This is a genomic window from Loktanella sp. M215 (genome assembly GCF_021735925.1).
Taxonomy (GTDB): Bacteria; Pseudomonadota; Alphaproteobacteria; order Rhodobacterales; family Rhodobacteraceae; genus Loktanella.
The window spans coordinates 20,008-41,487 of the sequence record NZ_WMEA01000004.1; the positions used below are offsets into that span (position 1 = coordinate 20,008).

A 21,480-nucleotide genomic window follows, 5' to 3' on the forward strand; every position below is an offset into this window, starting at 1 on the left:
TTCTGCACTCGCAAAGTTCTTCGGGACAGCATCCGGTAAAGAGGGCTCAAACCTGACCTTCGCAGCGTCAGGCACGAATGGCCGCTCTAGCACTCAACGAAGGCAGTCGCCTCGAAAGGCACAGGCTTGCGCAACCCTGATAATTTTGGGCTGACAGCAGATTTAGGATATCGAAGACTACGGGTATTGGACCGGATGAAAATCAGCATATGTGGGACAAGGTCTCACCCGTCGACCGCCCTTGCTGCCATGACTGCGAGCCAACCGGGCAGCAAAGGCTTTAACGTGGACTGGATGTTGTCATCGGATCCCCCTTCCCTGATCAGCTTCAGGATTTTCTGATCATCCTTCGAGAGCCCGCGCTTCGGCCAGGCGGCCGAGATCGTACTGGCGAGGGCAAAGCCGGCGAGCCACTCCTTGAACCGCTCTGCTGTGCGTGTCCTAAGGCCCGATCCGATGTCCCCATCGAAGGCTCCGTCTTGAATATCACCGTAACGCAACATGATGATGTCGAGCACGCGCTGTACTTTGTTGCCACCGGGAAACTCGATGCCACCCAGAAGCGGCGGCAGCCAGTCTGTTGGCGTGACGAACCGCGGTGCCACGATGACGGCCGTCAGATACCCATCAATCAGATCCGGACTGAGGGGGGTTTTGCGGAGCAGGCGCTCGAGCTCGCCTTTTGATTCAGGCGCGATGTCAGGACCCATGTCGTCGTCGTTTTCCGAATCGCCCAGCGAGGATTCACCGTCAGAATGCAGCCCGTCACCCTGTTCTGCGACATCCAGCGTCAGAGCGACGATCATCTCAAAAATGGGTATTTTTTTCAACGCCCGGCCGGTGTCCAGACCGTTCGCGACGGCCGCGAACTCAAGCCACGCATCGCCATCACCATGGCGCAAAATTGCGGCCGACCGTGCGAAGAGCGATGACCAGAAGCCGCGTTGGGTTTCCAGATGCGCCCAGACCGCCTGCGTCGCCTGACGCTCGGTTCTGACCTCCTCCAAAGCTGATGAGAGCTCCGCATTGCTGACAAACCAGCTCGACGATATCTCGTGGTCGCGCACCCACGAGATGCTGCGGTTAATGAGCTGTCCGCGTTTGGCCCCGGACAGGCTGGCCAACTGGGCGTCAGGATCGGCGATGTCGGCTGTTGACGCTGAAGAAGTATCAGAAGGTGTGATGTCGCGGAGTCCGAGCATCTCTGCCACATCCAGGAAACCGGGTGCGGGCGGCAGGTCTGCGGCGAGGCCCTCGCCCAGTGCCGCGGCCAGTGCAGCGGGCAGATAATCCGTCGGCACATCGTGCATTGGCATCGATTCTTCGATCTCAGCGAGCGTGCGCCGCTGATCGCTGGCACTGCTGCAGGGGATGGCATAAGCATCCTTGATGCCGTGACCACTCTTGAGCAGCAGCGCTGCAATGCACTTTTGGCTGCCCAGGCTGACGCTCGCCAGGATGCTCTGACTGCCGGTGCCATCGGGCAGTGACGACACCAGTCGATGAAGTGTCCATGACCGGGGGACAGACCCACCGGATGGTTCGCGCCGGAGCGCCTCCTTGATTCCACGATCCAGGATCGTCTTGGTGTCCAGATCCGGGATCCATTTGCGCAGCTGGATCAAATCGGAGAGCACGCCTGCATCCACCCCGCCCGCGTGCGCGAGATCGGCAAACCCCAAGGCCGCGGCGGTGCGCATCTCGCCCACAGGATCGAGCAAAAAAAAGCGTCCGACCGAAACAAGCTTTGGGATGCCCTGCGTCACCATCTGCGTGACCAAGAAGACCGCCGCGGGCCGGGGCATTGACCCAATCGCTTCCCGCAGGATCATGTAGGCTGGATAGCCCGTGGCATTGTCCGGGATCAGGTCACGGATCAACTCCGCAATATCGGGCATGTCCATGGTCGCGATGTCTGCATCGTCAGCGGCGACGTCGGGACTGAACCGGATCCCATCGGGAGGCTCCAGACCGGCCTCGATGAACGCCCGGCACAGTCCCACCTTTTGTCGGTTGTCAAAACTGTGCGATGCCGCTTTCACTTCAACCCAGCCATCCAGGACCGCAAAAATGTGCTGCGCATCCGCTTCGCGATTCTCGCGGTTCATGCGCATGGCGGCAAGAACAGCACTGAAGAGCGCAAGCAGGTCATCTGGGAGGTCCGGCTCGTCATCCATCAGCGCGAGAAGACCGGATACCGCATGACGATTTAATGCAATGCGCGGCGCCCAAAAGTCAGCCCACCGATAGACCAGGTGGTCACCCCCCTGCCCGGGTCGTTCTGCGATACAGGCCTGAAGTATGTTCTGTCTCATGCAGGCAATCTTATCGATTCAGGACGGCAGATAAAGGCCCGGATTTTAGAAGGCGACGAAGCCATGCCCACGCGCCCGTGACCAGTGTGAAGACATGAATAGTGACCATCAACGCCAACACGAAACGTTGGAGGCGATCTGTCATCCTTTTCGCAACGGCATCTTTCATACGACCTGTAGGAGAGACGGACGCAGACCACCACCGGTCCTACCGGAGACGACGATAAGCGTTTACGTCCTCCAGAATTGCTATGCCTTGAGCGATACGACGGTCGACCGGTCGTTCTTCCGACGCAAAACTGTTTATCGCTTCGCCGTTCGCGTTGAACGATGACGGCAGCATAATGGCGGATCAGGCGGCCTTCGGGCCGCCTTCTTGTCTCAACTGATTTTGGGCGCTGTTCATTGTATCAACCAACGCAGCTTGCGCTGCTGGCCCTAGCTTTCCTTTTGGCTTTGCTTTTGCGGGGGCCTTTTCACGCCGCCTTTGTGGCACGGTTGTTTTCGGTTCACGCGCCTTCGTCATGTTCTCGTCGCGGTGTTCAATCTCAACCTTCTGCGCCTCCGTGGCCTGCGTCGCGCGGGCCCGAACCTCCGTCATGGTCATGGCACGGTGCTTCGGATCGTCGGCGTCGGGGTAGGGATAGACGGTCTTATCCTGAGCTTCGTAGATCGCTCGGATCTGCCTGGACTCATAGTATTTGATGCGGTCGCCCAAAATTGGGTTCTGGCTATCGGGAACAATCAGAATCTTGTTGGGGTCCATCTGCCGGATTTCCTGCTTGGTCAGCAGCGGGCGCTTTTCCGTGCCGGTCGTGACACCGCCGCCGCCGAAGCCGACAGTCTTGACCTCTTTCTGACGGTTCTTGGTTGATCCCGTCCGATCCCCGAGCAGGGTTTCAATCTCGCTGGCCGTGCGGTCTTCCTTGGGCGCAAGATAGAGTTTGACCTGACAGGCGCTTTCAATCGCCTGCACTTCCTCCGGGGTGTACGGAACGGACAGAAGGCCGGGAACGGACTGGGTAACGATTGCGAACCGTCCACCGTGACCGGCCGTTTGCTTCATCGCCTGGACGACAAGGGGCATATGGCCCAACTGGTCAAACTCGTCCAACAAGATGAACACTGGAAAGGGCTCGTCGGCCTCCGGCTTTGACGACCGCAGGAATGAAATAAGGTCTGCAAAGAAAAGCCGGATCAGGGAATTCAGGTCCTGAACGTCGTCGGACAGCACTTCAAGATAGATCGACATTGGCGTGCGACGCATTTGTCTGAAGTCAAAGTCGCTTGTGCGTGTGACGCGCTCCACCTTGGGGTTCGCCCACTGCGACAGGCCCGCTGTGCTCAGGATAGAGATAAAGCTCTGCGAGATTTTTGCGTCCAGCGATGCCGTGTAGTTGAGTTGGCGTGCCGCGGGCGGATACTGGCATTCCTTTGCCGCTTCCAGCAGGCGCTCGGCGGAGGACTTGCCAATATCGGCCCCCTCGCCCGTCCCAAAAATGATCCGGTAGATTTCTCCCATCGTCGCGTTGCCACGTTGGACGGCAAGGATGCCGGCGGAGATGAACAGCAGGATCGAACCATCCAGCCAATCCTGATTGCCATCTGACTGCAGAAAAAGATGCGCGACCCGACCAATCGCCGTCCATAGCTCCTCCATGTTTTCAATATCAGCGACACCGGCCAGGGGATTGTAGTTGTGTGTCGGGTGCTTGAAGTCGAACGGCGCGAACCGGAAAACTTTGTCGCCAAGTTGTGCACGCGCTCTTGACGTCTCGACCCACAGCTCGCCTTTCACGTCCAGCGCGACCATAGAGCCGGGGAAGGTCAGCGCGTTCGGGATGACGAAACCCACGCCTTTACCGCTCCGCGTCGGCGCGACCAACAGGATGTTGCTGACGGTGCTATAGAGTGCCGCGATGTAGCGGACGCGGCGGGTGTTCAGAGACTTGTTCTTTTCGGGGTCAGTGTTGTTGGCTTTGATGTTGATCGGTCGATCCGGGTGCTGTGCTGGTGGGGCGACATGCTCACCGAGGACAAACCCTGCGCCCGGCTCGTTCAGCATCCGATTCCTGCGGACGCTCGACTTGGACTGAAACCGTCTGTCGCCGTAGTTGACAAGGCGATCCTGGGCGACGGTTACAAACGCGATAAGCAGAAAAAATGCGACGGCTGAAATGACGATCAGATGGCCGGTCAGGTATGGCTGTTGAATCAACATGCGGGCCATCAGCGTCTTGGTGTGCAACATGAGGTCGGTTGCCAGAAGGTCGCGCCCGAGGGCGACAGTCAGATAGACGCTGGAAATACCGGACCCTGCGACAAGGCCGCAGATAACTGCGATCAGACAGGCGACGGTCATTTTCATATCGAAATCCCCCGCGAGCGCGAATAGTTCGGATCAACGGCCTCAAGACCAGTTTCAATCTCGTCCAGCTCCAGGCCCACATCGACAGACTTTGCGCTTTTCAAAAGTTCCCTCGCCGCAAGTCGCTGGTTGGCGGGCGTATCGACGTATTCGGCAAGTGCATCCATGTTGCCGGATGCTATTTCCTGCATGGCCCCCCTGCCCTCTAACGCGACGAATGCTGTCAGCATTTGTCGGCCCGCGGCACTGTCCGCCAGATCGGCGCGTCCCGTCGTTGCAGCGGTGTTGGCAATGTCCTGCATAACGCGGGCAACGCCGTCACGATCATAGACCTTGCTGTCTGCGATGATCCTCTCTTCGACCTTGCCAAGATCCAGTTGCCAGTCGCGGTAACGATCGGCTGCGGCTTCGTAGTTCTCTGATACCGCCCGCGACTCGACGGCCTTCGCGCCAAACTTGCTTTCCAGCTGCAAGACGCGGCCTGCGGCCTCCTGGCGTATCATCGCTTCATTCTGCTCGCGCGTCAGATCAGGCCGCAATACCTGCCGATCATTTTCAGCTGAATCAAGATCGTTGGTCGCAACGGCCATCATTGCGGCTTTAATGTCTTTGCCGTGCCGTGCGAAAATCTCCGGCGCAACAGCATCGTAAGCCTGCTCCTGTTCTTTCGTCAGATCGCTGCGCTGCTTTGCCGTCGCAAGGTCGATCAACTCGTTTCCAAGCTGATCGAGCGCACGTTCTTTGTCGGGCCGACCTTTTGCGGTTTCCGCCTGAGAGAGTGCGATCTGCATCCCCTCAAAACGATCAAGCGGGGTCGAAACTCCATCCTCCAGGATAAGAGTAGTCGCTTCTTCAATACGGCGGGACGCATCTTCAAAAGCCTTCACGTCGCGGGGCGGCGTCGGCATCGCGGCGGCAATCGCGGCAATGTCGCCTCGCTCTATGCGGGCGTTTTCGACCGGATCACCAATCGCATTGATAAGTCGCTCTTGCATGGTGGCGCGGTCCAGGCCCATCTCGACCCCTTTCTGGACGTAGGCTTTCATCTCCTTCGGGATCTCTTCGAGCCTGTGGTTGTGCATTTCCGCATAAGCGTTAGCCACGGCGGGCATCACAGCCTTGAAGCGGTCAGGCACGTCGCCGGTCACAAGGTAGGAATCCAGCACGTTTTCATTGACGAACTCTTGTAGCAGATCGGCGTTTTCCTCTTTGACATAGAGGGCCGCGCGGGCCTCCAAAGCGCCGGTGTCAGGAACGAGATACGACGACGGCGTTTCCTTGAAAGCAGGCCAGATCGTGTCGTCCGTCAGGTCCGGGGTCACGTCCGTTTCGATGATGTTCAAAGCGGTGTCGATCTTGGACATGACCGACGCCCGACGGCTTTCTGGCAAAGCGTCAATGGCGTCTTTGTTCTGCTCGGCCCAGCCAATCAAAGATGTGCGTATGTCCTCGCGGTCTGCGGTTACATCAAGGTCAATGTCCATCATCTGTCCTTTCGGGACTTCATTGCCTGCGAAAAGGGCTGCTGCTGAAATATACGCACGCTTCGCAATCATCGGTGCGCCGATGGTCTCGGCAAATTCTGCCAAGGTGGTGTAAAGCTCTGCGGTCTCCCGCATATCCTGCCTGCGCCATTCAGAGGTCAGACTGCTTTTAACTTCGGGGGTTGCGAGCGTGCGGCCTTCGCGGGCGGCAAAGACCGCGGCACTCGTGATCGGTGCGCCATAAAGGCCCCGGTCGGCACGTGTCAGGCTTTCAAGCCGCAGGCCGTAGTTGTCTGCAATGTCGGTCATGCGATCCCGCATCATCTGGGGATTGAAAATCCCTTCTGATGAGATGGAAAACCACGTCCCATGTTCGCCCCGATTATTCAGAACGACATGAACGTGAGGATTGGCGGTGTCCGTGTGCAGGACGGCCACGTATTCCCAGGTATCCGCGATATGCGTCTGATCCTCGAACATTTCGGCGCACCACTGTTGCGCAATCACGAAGGCGGCGTCCTGGGACACGTCGTCTGGGAACGACAGCACCATGTGGCTCGTATGTCCGTTGCGGGGCCTACCCTTCCAGTCTTGCGCCCATGCACCGATCATCTGATCGAGGTCAGCCTGGTCAAAAGCGTCCTTGTCGATGCTAACGCCGGGGGCGAAGCCGAAGATGCCCTTGGCCTTGCCGTTCACATAGGCCAGCTGTCCTGCCAGTTGCTTTTGATGCTGAACGCCGGCGCCGGGAATGCGCTTGACGAAGGCGCTGCCGGTCGAGGTCAGGCTTTTCCAGATACGATTGCCGCGCGACTTCGCACCGCCAACGGATGTATGGCCCGCGCTGCGCCGCGCCCGGATCATGATATCATCGTAGAACCCGCCGCTCACAGGCGATCTCCCGCGTGCAATGCGTTCCGGCCCTGCTGTCGCACCTCGCTGAAACCGTCAGAAATCAGCCTGTCGACGACGGTAAAAGTATGCCGAACCGTCGCCAGAAACTGCTTATCCTCTGGCGATAGCCTGGCCCCACCCCGCAATGCCGACCTGTTCATCGCGTAGGTCAGCTGATTGAGGTTACGACCCTGTGCCCGCAACTCGCGTCTCGCCTCGGTCAGATCGAGCAGTTCATCGCGACGCAGCTCCAGGAAACCCGTCGCGGAGCGCACCAGTGACCGCAAGGCGGCGGTTCGCGACGGCAATCCCGCATCCACAATGAAGACGTCCAACGCCCGCAATTCGACGTCGGACAGGCGGAATGTGATGTTGTGGGAGGCGCGATCCGGCTTGGTATGGCCGTGACCCCGATCCTTTCGCAAAGCGTAGATCGTGGAAATGTGGACGCCAAATTTTGCCGCAACCGTCTTCGGGGCAGCGCCCTCCAGGAGCATAAGCGAGGCCGCGATCTTGTCCGTGGTCTTGAACGATTTCGGCATATCGAAAGCCCTAAAACGAAACTGTCTTGCAAGCGACATATCCTGCTACCTCTTCCCTAACATTATAGATAAATCACCACAACGAGTAGTTTGGTACATATCTATAATGTTAGTCCACTTGAGCGACCCGCAGGGGCGCGACGGAGCGCCCACCGAGGTAGCGACCGAACTCCGATGGAGTGACCGCCCCGCAGGGGCGAAAATTTCCACAGAGGCCCCAGCACCGACCTCTCATTGCGAAGTCGGACCTTGCCCCACCGCCCCCCCCTGCCCCGCTCGCGTTCCTCACGGCTCCTCAGCGAGCGCAAACGACGTTTCGATCCACACCTCCCTGCGCGATCCCGATGAGCTCGATATGCCGGTGCGCCTGTGCGCCTAGAATTGCTACGAGAACCAAGTCTATTCGTGCGGCACAAGGCTTGGGCAGAAGGTGGCAGGCCGCAGGTTTTAGCCGGTAAGTCGCAGGCTCGACGATATAGGTGAAAAGTTTCAGGCCACGGGATTGAGGTTTGAGGTGATACGCCGCAGGTTGCATCCAATAGATCGCAGGTAATAGGCTAAAACCTAGCGGTGGCGGGTTATAGGTTTCAGGTCGCAGGCTGTAGGCAGTCGCCTAGGACTCCGGAGGCTTCAAGCCATGCATCGGCCCCAACACTCAGGACAGCAGAATGAAGATCATTACTTTCGCTTCAACCAAAGGTGGCGTTGGCAAGTCCACGACAGCAGCCGTCGTCGCGGACAGCTTCTTTCGGAGTGGTCAGACCGTCCAGCTCATTGATTTCGACAATCAGGCCAGTGTCACGAACTGGGCGATCCCTGTTTGCGCACGCAACGAAGGCATCGATATCATCGCGTTTGATATACCGCACGACGCGACAGTGGCGGAGTGCTACAACACGATGCTGGACCGGCTTCAGGATGACACTGACTGGGTCATTATCGATACGAAAGGCGGTGAAGATGCCAGGCAAATGGCAGCTCTTGCGATCTGCGACCGCGTATTCTCGCCCTGCGGCCCCGAAAAAAACGAAGTGACCGGCGTCGAAAAAACATTGGCCTACTTCAAAATTGCTCTCGAAGCGACGGGCGATCATGAGACCGACCCCAACGACCTTTTGACTGTCATTTATCAAAAGGAGGGTCAGTTCCCGAATGCCCAGATGCTTGCTTACGAAGAACTCATTCATAGTCATTACGGCGCGATCAAAGGGCTGCATCGCTCAAGCGCGATCAAATCGTTTATTGGCGACGATATGACCAGCGACGAAGCAATCGCTGCTGCAAAATCTGACGGTCGAAGTTTTGAGGCGATCAAGAAAATACAGAAGGCTGCAGACGAACTGGCAGCGCTTATCACGGGAGAATTTTGATGGCCGTTGAACGCAAGCCCCGCCAAAAGATGCCTGTTCCGGGGCTCACTGACCGCGACCGGGCTTCCATTGCCACGACAGCGAAGGCTAACGGCCTCGGTCAAACCGAAGCTGACACGTCACAATCAGAGCCGACGCCGGCACTAAGCAAAGCGCCTCCGGCTCACACAAAGTCCGATCACGCGTCAAAGGCAGCACCTGCGGAACGACAGTCTTCGGAAGAAACAATGAACTTCGCTCCAACACCCACTGCGCAGACCCCGGCTCGCAAGCCTGAGCCAGCCGCGGTTGCCGCAGACCTCAAGCAACTGCGGGTGACCGTGGCTCATTCGAGCGACCTCGCGCTCGCCATACGCGAAAAATTATTAAGTCTGAGCCCCGATGCTCAAAAGTTCGCAAGCCCCGGGATTTTGCTGCGTGAATTCCTGCGTGACCATGACGAAGAACTGGCGGAAATCTTTCGCAAGACCAACGAACTTCAATAGACCGAGTCGTTTCATGGTCGTCCGACAGGTATGGTTTTCGGCTGGGCGACAGCGGCAGCGACAGCGGCAGCGGCTGCAATTACCCATTCTTTTGGTGTGCGCAATCCAGAGGCTTTGCTCCTAAGCCACGCGGATATCGCCCCAAGCTGCCAGATCAATCCTGGTCCGGCTTCTCCGCGACTACCGCCCCCCTTTCGGTCACTTCCGGCACTAGAGGCGTATACCGTGCGAGGACTGCGGAGGAGGTATGAAAGGTTCACGCACGCGTCTGGATCGAAATCGATCTGGACGCGCTGCTGATCTAGCTGCCGCCGTTCTACGAAGGCACCGTGAGCCCGCGGGCCACATCCGGCGGAACATCGGACGCGGATATCATCCCTCTGGTGTTCGGCAACAAAAATTTGAAGATCTATCACGTGGAGGGCTGCCCGGGCCAGGCCGCGACATCCGCAAGGAACCGGGTCCTTTTCAAGACCGAGAACGACGCATTGAGCGCGGGCTAGGGCCGGCGTCCAAAATGACTGAAGACCGTTCTTGTGCTCAAGGTCGTCACGCTGGATGACTTGAAAAGCACCTAAACCGCAGAGAATGAGCGTGCGGCGGCACGGCTTGTCGGAGAAGGTGGAGTCTAAACGGCGACGACAACTGAGGATTTGCATGCTTCACGGCCAGCCTTCAGATGAGCGTCGGGGCACTGAATATGGCGACGCGATCGCCGCTATAGCGCCGGCCATATTTTGATGGGTGACATGGCGTTAAGGCTGGGGTGGCACCCTCATTGCACTGCCGATCGCTCTTCTGCCTTACGCTCACCCCGCGGTATCACGCGCCCTGAGGCGATGGGCTGACCAGAGGCATAGCTTCTCAGCATGGATGTGAGGTATCCCTCGGGCTTAACGATATCGGCCGTCCTGCTCGCCAGGTAATCGACCACCAGGATTGTGCTGTCCCAGCCCAGTATACTTATGGCCTTGAGCATGGCGGTCTGTCCCAGTCCGATAAAAGATGAAAATTGAATTAGCACCGCTGACAAATCTCGTTCGGTGGATGGGGGGTCTGGATAGAACTCCCGCAAGGTTACGGCCTGCGCCCAAGCCAAGTGTATTTTACGAAGATCGAAAGATGTGCTTTCTTTTTTTAGATCTTTGGGTTTCGACTCTATGTGCCGGACAATCTGTCCGGCATCCGGGGTATATATGTCCTGCGCGATAGCCTTATCCGTCGGCTCAACCAGCCGGGCAGGGCAGGGGGCAATGACATCTCTCACGGCAGCGTTCTCCGGGAGATGCATGTCTGCTTCAGCCGTAATTTGGGCGATGTCGACGGCGAGTGCGTCAAGATCTTCCTGCGTCGTGCCGGTGCGACGCAGGGCATTGCGGACGGACGTGCGCAACGCATCAGCCCAGTCGGGAAGGAAACGACCCGACGATGCGAGTTGGCGCAAGGCCTCTTGGAGACGGGCGCTGAGCGCATTCTTGCGCTGGCGCAGGGCGAGGTTTTCCGCAGTCACCGTTTCCTGCAGGACCAATAACCGCGGATATAGTTCGAAGATCGGAGCCAGGTCGATTCCGTAGGCCTGCACGATTTGACCCGTGCGGTCTCGTTCAGGAAACCGCCGCCCATTTGCACTCAGGTGGCGTCGGATCAGACCGACCTCCTCCAGTCGCGCCTCACCTCGGCGAAACCGTCGCGCATCCATGCCGCAGGCTCTCTGCAGAATTTCGGTCACGTTCATGAACGAGACATTCATTCCCGATGCGATCAGTGGGCCCTGAGGCAAGACAGTAAGATGGGCGCGAAGGACCATGACATCGCGATCAGTGAGACCAATTTCACGGCGCATGGCCGTGACAAGTGTCAGCAGCTCCCATCGATCCAATGACTGGACAGGTTTGCTGTGTGTCGGGCAAGCGTCATCAGCCTCCCGGCACGGTGATACCGCGGACATAAGTTTGTTCATATGTTTTCAGAAGGCAGAATTTACCCGTTCACCGAAAACCGGTGTTGAAAACGATTCGGATAAGCGCTAAGCAGTCTGTGCAAAGAGAACTACGAAGCCCTTCCGAAGAGTGATCTTCGGGGGGGTTTTTTATGCCTTGGTCTGCTCCTGTTGCTGCTGTTGCTCGATGGTCTCGATTTACCGCGGTAAATCGAAATGTGTATTATTTATCAGTGTCTTAGGAAATCATCCTCGGACGTTTTTCTGAAATTCTGAGAGAATGGTTTCGATTTCCTGTTCGATCCTGACGAGAATTTCTTGCGGCATGTCCTTGCGCGTCTTGATCACGAGTTGCCGAGACTTCCGCACGGTCGACACGCCGCCGGAAAGGAATTCCCGATGAATCCCGGTCTTTGGCGTAGGTGATTGTTTCGCCGTCTTGCGTGCTGCTTGCACCGCCATCACGAAGGTCTCGAAGCGTGTGGAGCTGTCCGCGATATCACGGTCTACGAGCTTCACGGCGCGTTCCGGGCTGAGGTCGTTCTGGTCCATCAGCTTGACCAACGCATCCCATTTTCGCCGTCCGATACCGCGGGCAGGACCGATTGCAGTGACCAGGTCTTCGCCGACTGATCGGTAAGTGCCGACCATGAAATTGATCAGCGTGCGCGAGATGTTGAGGAACTCGGCCACGTCCTTCTGATCGAAACCGACATCCAGAGCCTGTGCGGCGGCCCGGGCGCGTTCAATATAGCTCGTCTCGAGGCGGGCCGTGTTCTCGATGCCCTGCGCAATGAAGGCTTCCCGATCGTCCATCCGGGCGACAAAGGCCTTGATCTGGTGTTTGCCGAGCTGGCGATGCGCCGCAAGCCGGCGCCTGCCGACGACGATCTCGAAGGGCTTGTCACCTCCGGAAAAAATGCGCACCAGGATCGGAATCTGCTGCCCGTTCTCGCGGATACTTTCCACCAGGGCATCGAGGTCCTCATTGACGTCGATGCGATCCATGACCGCGCTCTCCCGTATCTGGTCGACCGGAATTTCCTGGTAGGTGCGGTCCGCCCCTCCTTGTGTGGCGGCGCTGATGTATTTCGGACTTGCCGCGCCACCCTTGACGAGGGGTTTGCGCCGGGGAGTCAGTGGCTGTGCCTCCGTCGTCGCGTTCGGATCGTCCGTCGGTCCGTGCTCAAAAACGTTGCGCGCCATCATGCCACCTCTGCGCTGGCATGGATCCGACCGCGGCTTCGCATGATCTCTTCCTCGATCTCGACCGCAATTCCGTGAAGACTTTCCAGGACACGGTCGTAGGTCTTGCGGGTGAAGGTCGACGGATCGACCTCGAGTAGCGGATTCATCGTGTTGCCGGCGTCTGCGATCGCTGTCGAGGCGAGAAAGTCCGTCTTCAGCATCGCTGGTCCCAGCGTGTTGCGCAGGAAGGAACTCAGTTGCAGCTGCGCAGGGTCATGCGCTGAATATCGCGTGAGCAAGATCCGGATGAAGTGGAACCGCTTATTGGGATCCACGCCCTCGATGCTCGCCAGCGTGCTCGAGGCCAGCTCGAGGAACTTAACGAGGCTGACGACGTCGAGCATGCCGGCCGAGAGGGGGACCAGCATCGCATTGGAGGCGTAGAGAGCCGCGATGACACAGAAGGACATGTGAGGCGGCGTGTCGAACAGGATGACATCGTAGGTGTCCTCAACCAGGCTCAGCGCGTCCGAGATGCGGGTATAGAAGGGGACGCCGCGGGCTGCCGCCGATGCAGTCTCATACTCGAACTCCGTGAGCGCGATCGATCCCGGGATGATGTCGATGTTGGGGAAATACGTGGGCTGGATCGCATCGGCTATTCCGATGCGGGTGCTGTCTTGTCCTTCTTCATCGTAGCGCAGGACGTCGTAGATTGACGGCAAATCATCGAGGTCGGCCTGAATGTCGAAAAGATCCGAACAGCTTGCCTGCGGGTCCAGATCGACCATGAGGACCTTGAAGCCCCTGAGAGCCAGAAACTGTCCGAGATTGACGGCCGCAGTCGTCTTGGAAACGCCGCCTTTCAAGTTATATATCAATAACTTAGTGGTAACCTCTCCGTCGATCTTGCCCGGGAACATGTCCACGGAAATCTTGCCGGCCACGTAAAGCTTGTTCTGAATATCGATGATTTCGTCTAGGCTGAATGTGCGGCGGTTGCCGGGCTCCATGATGCCTTCAGGCAGATCGGGCACGTTCTTAAGGTGATGCCGCAGCGTATTGTAGTTCATGCGGAAGGTGATGTCGGCCATCTCGCGGATGGTGAATCTCCGCAGGCCGCCGTCTGATTTACGGGAATTTGGAGCGTGCAGCCGTGCAGACTGCTGTCTCAATGCCTGATCGAGTGCTACACTGAAGGCATCCAGGGCCTCCGAACCCACTATCTGCGTCATCCTGCCACCTGCGCGTTATTATGTTTTTTTCAGCCTTACATCAGTAAATGCCAATAATCTACAGAAAGCTGACGGGTTCATGCAAGGTGCGTGAGGAGCCACTGCGTTGATGAGTGCGCATACCCTTATTTTTGCTATGATAAACAATAATTTGTCAGAAAACGTGGGCATGATCGTGGCATCAAAAATAATTATCCACCGCCCACCGATATGCTGACCCGTCCCGTAAATCCATCATGCGATATCGGACCTCGGTCTCTCACGCCTATTTCACGTGCCCGTGATTCCCGGAAGATAGGAGGGCTTTGGCGGAAGACGGAGGCGTCGATCCCCATGCGCTCTCGGGCACGCACCCGCTTTTGACGGGGCTGCAGGGACGCCCGCAGTCCTCTTCCGCGTTGGTTGGACGCAGTCGATGAAACGAGGGCCGTAGCATTCCTGGTTATGTCCGCGAGGGACACAGGTGTGCCGGGCCCTGTCGCGGACAGCGGAGGTGTCGATCCCCAGCGCCGAAGCGCCCAGCCCGTTTCCAACGGGTGCCAGGCACACGCCTGGATTACTGTCCATCTCGGTTCTCGATGACCAGCAAACAGCGGGATGAGATATCCCTCGGTTCGCTGCCCATCCTGTGCCGCTGCAACGGCCGAAATTCAGTAAAAAAAGACCTGCAATGCAGGGCTGTAACGGGACAGGTCATTCAGGTCGTAAGGCGAAATCCAGATTTACAATAGGAATCCTGAATCGCCTCAGGCCGTCGCAATGTATTTCTCAGGCGGCCTGACTGGTCCATGTCAGACAAGATTTGCAAAGCGCGTTCGCGATTGTGACGAGCTTGCGAGCAGCTGCTATGATCACAACCTTATTGGAACTGATGATTCCGAAACGAAATCGTTGGCCATTGAAACGCAGAGTACCTCGCCTGAGGTTCAAATGCGGCAGACGCCGCTCATGTGAACTCAATCAGCCCCGCAGTGTTGCTATGCCCTTCACTTTGTTGAGACTGTTCATGACGGACCATGACGAACCCCTTGCAATGCTGTCTCCTTGTAATATCGCGTTGAAGTGATCCAACTTGGCCTGACGCCGGGCCGAAGTTCCTGGCCGTCAGGCTGTCTTTTTTCAGCGGGGAACCCGCTAGAAAAAAGGCGGGGCAGGGGGGCGAGCGCAGCTCGTCGCCCTGTCGCGTCACCTCTTGCAACGCAGGCAACAAAAAACCCCGACTATTTAGGCCGGGGTTCAAGATGGTGCAGACTGTCAGGATAAGGTCAGGCGGCGGCGCGGTCTTCCTCTGTGGTGGTCTCGGCGTCGGCTGCTGCCAGCACAAAATCCACGGCCTTTTGTGCCTCGGCTGCGGCTTTGAAAATCAGCCCTTTGTCGGATTTCAGCGCTTCAAGCCAGCCCTCGATGTAGGCTGCGCTTTGGTCAAATTCCGGCTCAACGCCAAGGCGCACGGCCAACAGGCAAGCGCCAATCTCGGCCACAAGCTCCTCGAACGCATAAGCCGCCTTGTTGCCAAACTTCTTGATCCGGTCCAGCCGCTTTTCCGCGCCAGTCCAGTGCGTGATTTCATGTGCCAGAACGCCATAGTAGCGGGCGGCATTGGTGAAAGTGCCAACGGGCGGCATGTGAACCTGATCCGTCGCGGGGCGATAGTAAGCGCGGGGGTCTGTGGTGCTGACAATATCGGCCCCGATGCTGCCGAAAAATGCCTCAAGCGCCGGGTCGGCCTCGGTGCCAAGGTCGCGGGCGGGATCGGGCTGGACATAGTATTCAGCGGGCAAACCCTCGATCTGATCCGCGTTAAAGACGTTGTTCGCCTTTGCAAAGCCGATCCGGGCCTTGCTTGCGCCTTCGGTGCCGCCGTCGCTCTGTCCGTCGTCCTTCTGCTCGAAGGTGCCATAGAAAACGCTGCGGGCGCATTTCTCGCCCTTCTTGACGATGCCGCCAAGCTGCTGCGCCTGATTGAATGTCATCCAGCGTTCGGACGCATAGCCGCGCTCGGATGCGACAGCCCACAACATCAGGACGTTGATGCCGCGATAGGCTTCGCCATTGTGACGGACGGGCAGGCAAGCGCCAACCGCGCCACCTGTCCACGGCTTGCGCCAAGGCGGGGTGCCTGCCTCGATCTGTGCGATGATTGTGTCGGTGACATGCTGGCGAATGTCCAAACGCTCTTTAGCCATTTTCTCGATCCTTTGCGGTGGTGCCACGTGTCCGGTCTGGTGCCGAAACTCGGGCGAGGGGTCAGACGAGGAAGCGCTTCAGCGCGCCCCTCTTCTGAAACCTTGCCTCCCGGCGAGGGCTGGGGGGGAACCGCCGCAATGGGAAAATCAAGCGGACAAGGGGGTGGTGCGGCCCGCAGCCGTAGGCGAGGACACGGCCCCACAGGACGCGCAGTATTTTACTGTTGCGGTGGGGGACCGGCGGTCCCCGTCTTGTTTTCTTTTTTTCTGAGCGGTGCAGCGGCGTATCGCGCTTGCGCGAACCCCGCGCCGCGCCCCAGCGATCGTAACCCGTCAGGGCGCATCGGCACGGACCAGGACGACCATGGCCGAAGGCCCGCACACTGGCTCGGAGAGACAGGGCGCGGGCTATGCGGACAGGGAGGATGGGCCGGGACGTTGCGGGCGGAAGCCGGTTTGCCGGCTGGAGCCTAGAGCGCGGTGACACGCCCAAAGGGCGGGGCAGGGGCTATGTTCATCACGCTTTCAGATTCACGGATCAACGATTTCGTGGTAGAAAACCAAGAACACAGAAAGTGCAGAAAGAGGCTGTCGATGTTGAAAAAAGACCTCCGAATCCGCATGGATCAATGGATCGGTCAAGCGCGTCTAGCTGGTGGCCTGGATGATGAAACCGACGTTGAAGAAGCCTTGCAAAGCGCAGCTCTTGCCTTCGGATCGACGGATCTTGTTGCTCGCGCGCAAGGAACAAGAAAGTGGATGGAAACAGGGACGCAGATATTGAGCGCGTTCATGGTCGCCGCCGCAAACACGCCAACTGGAAGTGCAAGGGCGCTACTGGGCAGTCCCTTTGAGACGCAACGCATCTTTGCGAACCTCGCGAAAAATGAGAGCGCCGGGGAGTTGAAGGCGCAACTGCTATGGGCTGCGGGCCTTGACCCAACGGTGTTTGCCGCGGCGTTGGTGGCACTGGCGCTTTAATTCGTCGTGGACCGGGCAAGTGGCGCGACCTGAGCCAACGGAACAAAGACGTATGGCGTGGTGCCGGGGGCGCGGTAGCGCCTCGGAGGCATGCGCTGCGCCTCGCGCGGCCATTTTGCAGCGATGATCCCAGCACGGGCGATAGCGACACAGACCGACTACCATCGGTCAAGATGTTCGCTATATGTTCTGGTCATGTCATATGAGCCCGTCTCACTTGGTCTCAAGTTCTCGATCAGGATTTGCAACCTGACGGCGCGGGACGTTTTGGTCGTGACCTGCACTGCCTGCCATGCGCAATTCAATGTCGCACCCCATCATTTGCACGCCCGGTACCATGAGCTGCGCAAGCTGATCGACGTGGAAAAGGACTTCAAATGCAAGCGATGCGGCGCTGACCATGATCTGCGGTGGCACATTATGCGGGCGACGGGCCCCAAATATCCAGCCAGCGCCTAAGCAGTGTCGGGAAACTGCGGATAGGGAAAAGCGGGGCCGTAGGACACGCCGTCCTGTTCGAAGTAACCGAGCCAGCCCGCCAACCAGGCGCGGTGGATCTCGGACCTTGCGATGACTCGGCGCAGCCAGCGCGGCGCAGGCTGCCGGGCATAACCATGCAGATATGCGCGTAGATAAATCGAGGTCATGGCGTCTGGTTCCATCGGATCAGAAAAGGGGTGGGGCCTGACGCAAGGGACGGCCCAGCCTGTTCGGTCACTTGCGGCGCGACACAACGCCGTCCGGTGTGAAGCCGTCAAAGGTGGCCTCGGTTTCTCGGGACATGCGGCCGCCGTCGGCTGACACGACAATCTTGGTGTCGGGGGTGAACCGGAAAATCTCGCCGGTTCCTTCAAGGTGGGTCTTTTGAAAGTCCCTCTCGACCACAACGCTACCGTCCGCATCGACGCGGATCATAGCACCATCGACTTTTATCTGAATCTGATGCTCGTCAATAATGACGCCTGACCAGCCCAGCTCGCGGTCGCGCCTGAACACGATCTTATCGGAGTGAATCTTGATTTGAACGTCGGCGCCGTCGTCGTCTGCGGCACGCATGACGACGACGGCCTCCTGATCCTCGGGCTTCGCCAGCAGGCGGGCAAATGCCTCCTTCGGACGCCAGAAGAAGGGTGCATCCCGCTTGGTCTGGTTCTTGTTCTTATGAAAGGCAATCAAAAGTTCGGCGGACTGCCAGACAGCTTGAACGGACGTGGCAACAAGGGACATGAGCGCGGCCTTTTGGCTGAATTACCGTAGGTTGAATCTAGCACAAGGCCTGATTTTACTCAACAAAATGTGGGTTCTAAGGCGATTAAACGCCTTAGATCGTGGCCTGTTTTGGCCTTATCCGGTGACGTGTTTCACGCAAAATCCGGTCAGAATATTCGTGCCGCTTTCTGCAGAATTGGCGACGGGCAAATGGTGACATTTGCTTGCTAAGGACGGCGTGCTGCCCTCAGTCATCATCCAGTTCGACGGTGCCGGTCTCTTCGTATTCTGCGATCAGAAAGCGGACACCAAGATTGTCGTTCGGACAAATGGCATACAGCTTCCGCCAGATGGCCACCGCTTCGTCGAGTGATCCATCCCGCGGGTCCGCAACCAGTGCCAGGGAAAGGGATTGAAGGGCTCTCATGTAGGGGCGTGTCGCCATTTGTCCCCAGAAGCGGAAATCGTCATTGGGAGCGGCAAGAACTTCTTTATAGAACACCTTGTCGCCGATGCGGGCACCTTCCCGCAAAAGTGCGATCTTCTCGGCGTTGGTCCGAACGGTCCGTGACAGGATGACATAGCTGTCAATCGCATCGGGCTGACGGTTCAAAACCTCACGGGCGCATTGCGCCGCATTCAGGTGGTCGCCCTGTTCGATAAATTCCCATCCGTCGTTTTCGACGTCTTCCCAGTCTTTCATCGACTGTACTCCTGTTGAATGGTGGGTTGACCCTGGCACAACCTTTTCAGTCAGCCTTCCGGTTTGTTCTGAGCAATATAAAAAAATACCATGCTGGACGGCGTTGCACGTGGCTGCTGCAATGCCGGAGTTCTTCGAACAGAGGAGATTCCAGCATGGTCAAGAAAGCAACGCGCCTCGCCCGCTTCGCGGAAGCCGTCGAGGATCAACCTGTCGTCGTCGGTCTCGACGTTCACAAAAAGACCTATTCCGTCGCCCTGTTCTCGTCGCAAGACGGTCAGGTCGAGAGCTATACCTGTCCAGCCGGAGAGGCGGCGCTCGCCGCGCAGCTTTCGGGCCTGGGCTGCTCCATCGAGCATATCGTCTATGAGACCGGGCCAACCGGCTTCGCCTTGGCCCGCACATTGATGGCCGCAGGATTTAAGGTATCGGTGATCGCCGCCTCGCGCATCCCGCGCGGCTACGCAGCGGCGGCGAAGAACGATCGGCTGGATGCGGTGAAGCTGGCGACCTACTTCGCGCGGGGATTGCTGCATTCCGTCGCCATTCCAACCGTCGAACAGGAAGGCTACCGGGCGCTCGTGCGGCGGCGGAAGCGTGTCGCGGAGAGCCGGGGCAAGATCAAGCAGAAGATCAAGGGCTTCCTGCTCGCGTCCGGCATCGGCGAACCGCAGAGTATCCAGAAGTGGTCTCTGGCCGCTTCGGCAGACCTGTCGGCATTGGATATGCCGCCGGAACATCGCATGTCGCTGGCCTCGATGGTGCGTGAGTACCTTTTCTTGCTTTCCGAAGACAAGATGCTGCGCGCCGAGATCAGGACGGCAACGAAACGGATGCACGCAGAGCGGTTCGCGCACCTGACATCTGTCGTCGGGGTGGGCGAGACCGCCGCATCGAACTTCTTGGCCGAGCTGTTCTCTCCCGAACGGTTCAACCGCCCCGAGGAAGTGACCTCCTATCTCGGTCTCGCACCTGTGGTCAGCCAGAGTGGTGGCAGTCAAGCCCGCGCCAGGATCAGACCCGTGGGTCAGAAACGCTTACGCGGCATCCTCATCGAAGCCGCATGGCAATGGACGTGGCGAGACCCCGAAGCGAAGGAACTCTACAATCGACATTTTGCGAAGCATGGGATCGGGCAGAAGGCCATCGTGGCCGTCGCCCGCAAGCTCGCGATCAAGCTTTGGCGCATGGCGGTAGAGATACCGCCCGTGTCAATGGAGGGTGCCGCGCGCGGGGCCTGGTCGGGATAACCGACAGTAAAAAAGGGCGGCACCCTCATCTACCGGCGCGTACCGAAAGCGGTACTTGGTGATCCTGCATCTTGACAGGCACGAATAAGAAAAGGCTTACGCGAGCCGGTCATAGCTCTGGCATGGCCTCAATTCTGTGGCGTGACACGCACGCAGGATGGGTTTTTGCGGCTATAGGCAAGGTCGGCAGTGCGGACAAAGTGACACTTCGCTACTGATCAATTTCACCATTTGAAATCCGAAATTCGACCTTGGAGGCAGCAAGGCGTTCAACAATACTTCTAAAGTAGTCGGCACCATATTTCTCAGTGAACAGAGCTACAAAGAAACTATAGTCGTCATCTGTTCCGAGTTTGCCTGAACGTGAGGCATAACAAATTTGGTTTGCCAATGCATAAATCTTATCACCATCGCTTCCAGCAATCTTGAGGTATTCCTTCAAGGCACGGCGAAACTGGTCTCTTGCTCCCGTCACACCGTAAAAAGCGTGATGAGGCCTTTTAAATATCCTAACGGTTTATCTGAGGCCTTAACCTGTTCATCTAAATAAAGTACGAGAAATTGGGCAAGGCTAACAAGCTCAGTCTCAGCAACTTCAGTCAGTTCATGATGTTCGGAGACTTCATCTATGCACCTTTGCAATTGATGTCTCAGAGGTCGTCCATAATCGCTCATCGTTAGTTAAGTCCGTTCGAGGTGACGGTATTGCCATGTGAAACCATCCATCTAGCAAGCATCATATGACAGCTCAAAGACTGGGGCATTTGTCATGACACATTGGGGCTTCAAGCCGCCATTGGGGGCTGGGTTGAGCACTCGCAGCATTGCCAGCTGCACTTGACAGTTGTCCACATAAGAAAGGCCCCGCACGGTGCAGGGCCTAGTCGCCCCTCATGTCTGAGGGACGGGGAAATTAGCATGAGAGTGGCAGGAGTTGTGGATCAGTTCAACTGCTATCAACGGTCTTGAACCGGCCACGGCTCTACGGAAAATCTGGGTTCAGGACGGCGTAGCTGTCTGCCACGCGGCGCAATGCTTCGTCGCCCTTCATGTCGTCCAGCATCATCAAAAGGCTATCTTTCGCCTCCTTCAGGGTGACTGCCTTTCCGAACCGGCACACTTGGTCGAACGTGCTGATCGACCGGCCAGTGCGGGGATGGTCGGCGTTGTAGCCTCCGCGAGTCTGGTAAAGCGCCACGGCGACGGTTGGCTGACCGGCGCGGGCAAAGGTGACGATGTGGCCCTTGCGAGTGACGGGCGGGCCGTTCCCCATGGCGACGGCGTAGGTCTTGAGTGACATGATCTGTCTCCGGTCGGGATGGGTGGGGCAG

At 57.9% G+C, this 21,480-nt stretch carries 19 protein-coding genes; 4 read left to right on the forward strand and 15 right to left on the reverse strand.

Annotation, left to right across the window (positions count from 1 at the left end):
- Positions 1-224: 224 nt before the first annotated feature.
- From GLR48_RS20085 to GLR48_RS20100, 4 genes are all read right to left on the reverse strand, one after another.
- Positions 225-2,315, reverse strand: a complete 2,091-nt coding sequence (locus GLR48_RS20085) for a UPF0149 family protein (protein ID WP_237064715.1) — start codon at positions 2,313-2,315, stop codon at positions 225-227.
- A 352-nt stretch (positions 2,316-2,667) separates the two neighbouring features.
- Entirely contained in the window at positions 2,668-4,683 is a 2,016-nt protein-coding gene (locus GLR48_RS20090) for a type IV secretory system conjugative DNA transfer family protein (protein ID WP_237064724.1), read from the reverse strand.
- The gene (locus tag GLR48_RS20095; protein ID WP_237064733.1) at positions 4,680-7,058 is read right to left on the reverse strand and encodes a relaxase/mobilization nuclease domain-containing protein; all 2,379 of its coding nucleotides are present in this window, start codon (positions 7,056-7,058) and stop codon (positions 4,680-4,682) included. The genes GLR48_RS20090 and GLR48_RS20095 overlap by 4 nt, the downstream gene beginning before the upstream one ends.
- Entirely contained in the window at positions 7,055-7,603 is a 549-nt protein-coding gene (locus tag GLR48_RS20100) for a hypothetical protein (protein ID WP_237064735.1), read from the reverse strand. The genes GLR48_RS20095 and GLR48_RS20100 overlap by 4 nt, the downstream gene beginning before the upstream one ends.
- A 668-nt stretch (positions 7,604-8,271) precedes the next feature.
- Here GLR48_RS20100 and GLR48_RS20105 point away from each other — a divergent pair.
- Positions 8,272-8,973: a ParA family protein gene (locus tag GLR48_RS20105; RefSeq protein ID WP_237064737.1), complete on the forward strand. Its 702-nt coding sequence runs from the start codon at positions 8,272-8,274 to the stop codon at positions 8,971-8,973.
- Entirely contained in the window at positions 8,973-9,458 is a 486-nt protein-coding gene (locus GLR48_RS20110; RefSeq protein ID WP_237064739.1) for a hypothetical protein, read from the forward strand. Before GLR48_RS20105 ends, GLR48_RS20110 begins: the two co-directional genes overlap by 1 nt.
- Positions 9,459-10,233: 775 nt before the next feature.
- Here the strand turns inward: GLR48_RS20110 and GLR48_RS20115 are convergent.
- From GLR48_RS20115 to GLR48_RS20130, 4 genes are all read right to left on the reverse strand, one after another.
- Positions 10,234-11,418: a helix-turn-helix domain-containing protein gene (locus GLR48_RS20115; RefSeq protein WP_336886660.1), complete on the reverse strand. Its 1,185-nt coding sequence runs from the start codon at positions 11,416-11,418 to the stop codon at positions 10,234-10,236.
- 225 nt (positions 11,419-11,643) lie between these two features.
- Positions 11,644-12,603: a ParB/RepB/Spo0J family partition protein gene (locus GLR48_RS20120; RefSeq protein ID WP_237064745.1), complete on the reverse strand. Its 960-nt coding sequence runs from the start codon at positions 12,601-12,603 to the stop codon at positions 11,644-11,646.
- Entirely contained in the window at positions 12,603-13,820 is a 1,218-nt protein-coding gene (locus tag GLR48_RS20125; RefSeq protein ID WP_237064748.1) for an AAA family ATPase, read from the reverse strand. Before GLR48_RS20125 ends, GLR48_RS20120 begins: the two co-directional genes overlap by 1 nt.
- Before the next feature lie 1,265 nt (positions 13,821-15,085).
- Positions 15,086-16,006 (reverse strand): ArdC family protein, encoded by a 921-nt coding sequence (locus tag GLR48_RS20130; RefSeq protein ID WP_237064756.1) that lies wholly within the window; start codon positions 16,004-16,006, stop codon positions 15,086-15,088.
- Between the two features lie 510 nt (positions 16,007-16,516).
- Between GLR48_RS20130 and GLR48_RS20135 the strand changes: the two genes are divergently transcribed.
- The gene (locus tag GLR48_RS20135) at positions 16,517-16,987 is read left to right on the forward strand and encodes a hypothetical protein (protein WP_237064758.1); all 471 of its coding nucleotides are present in this window, start codon (positions 16,517-16,519) and stop codon (positions 16,985-16,987) included.
- A gap of 213 nt (positions 16,988-17,200) precedes the next feature.
- Here the strand turns inward: GLR48_RS20135 and GLR48_RS20140 are convergent, their stop codons facing one another.
- From GLR48_RS20140 to GLR48_RS20155, 4 genes are all read right to left on the reverse strand, one after another.
- On the reverse strand, positions 17,201-17,389 hold the full coding sequence (locus tag GLR48_RS20140; protein ID WP_237064759.1) for a hypothetical protein: 189 nt from the start codon (positions 17,387-17,389) through the stop codon (positions 17,201-17,203).
- Between the two features lie 53 nt (positions 17,390-17,442).
- Positions 17,443-17,634 carry a hypothetical protein gene (locus tag GLR48_RS20145; protein ID WP_237064761.1) on the reverse strand — a complete coding sequence of 64 codons (192 nt, stop codon included), beginning with the start codon at positions 17,632-17,634 and terminating at the stop codon, positions 17,443-17,445.
- 67 nt (positions 17,635-17,701) lie between these two features.
- A complete protein-coding gene (locus GLR48_RS20150; protein ID WP_237064763.1) occupies positions 17,702-18,214 on the reverse strand; it encodes a hypothetical protein in 513 nt (170 codons plus the stop codon).
- 229 nt (positions 18,215-18,443) lie between these two features.
- Positions 18,444-18,899 carry a hypothetical protein gene (locus tag GLR48_RS20155; RefSeq protein WP_237064765.1) on the reverse strand — a complete coding sequence of 152 codons (456 nt, stop codon included), beginning with the start codon at positions 18,897-18,899 and terminating at the stop codon, positions 18,444-18,446.
- A 155-nt stretch (positions 18,900-19,054) separates the two neighbouring features.
- On the opposite strand from GLR48_RS20155, the gene GLR48_RS20160 reads away from it, so the two are divergent.
- Positions 19,055-20,149, forward strand: coding sequence for an IS110 family transposase (locus GLR48_RS20160; protein ID WP_165798175.1), 1,095 nt, complete (start codon positions 19,055-19,057; stop codon positions 20,147-20,149).
- Between the two features lie 211 nt (positions 20,150-20,360).
- Here the strand turns inward: GLR48_RS20160 and GLR48_RS20165 are convergent, their stop codons facing one another.
- From GLR48_RS20165 to GLR48_RS20175, 3 genes are all read right to left on the reverse strand, one after another.
- Positions 20,361-20,591: a hypothetical protein gene (locus GLR48_RS20165; protein ID WP_237064767.1), complete on the reverse strand. Its 231-nt coding sequence runs from the start codon at positions 20,589-20,591 to the stop codon at positions 20,361-20,363.
- Positions 20,592-20,620: 29 nt separating this feature from the next.
- Positions 20,621-20,824, reverse strand: coding sequence for a hypothetical protein (locus GLR48_RS20170; protein ID WP_237064769.1), 204 nt, complete (start codon positions 20,822-20,824; stop codon positions 20,621-20,623).
- Between the two features lie 307 nt (positions 20,825-21,131).
- A complete protein-coding gene (locus GLR48_RS20175) occupies positions 21,132-21,449 on the reverse strand; it encodes a hypothetical protein (RefSeq protein ID WP_237064771.1) in 318 nt (105 codons plus the stop codon).
- Between the last annotated feature and the right edge of the window lie 31 nt (positions 21,450-21,480).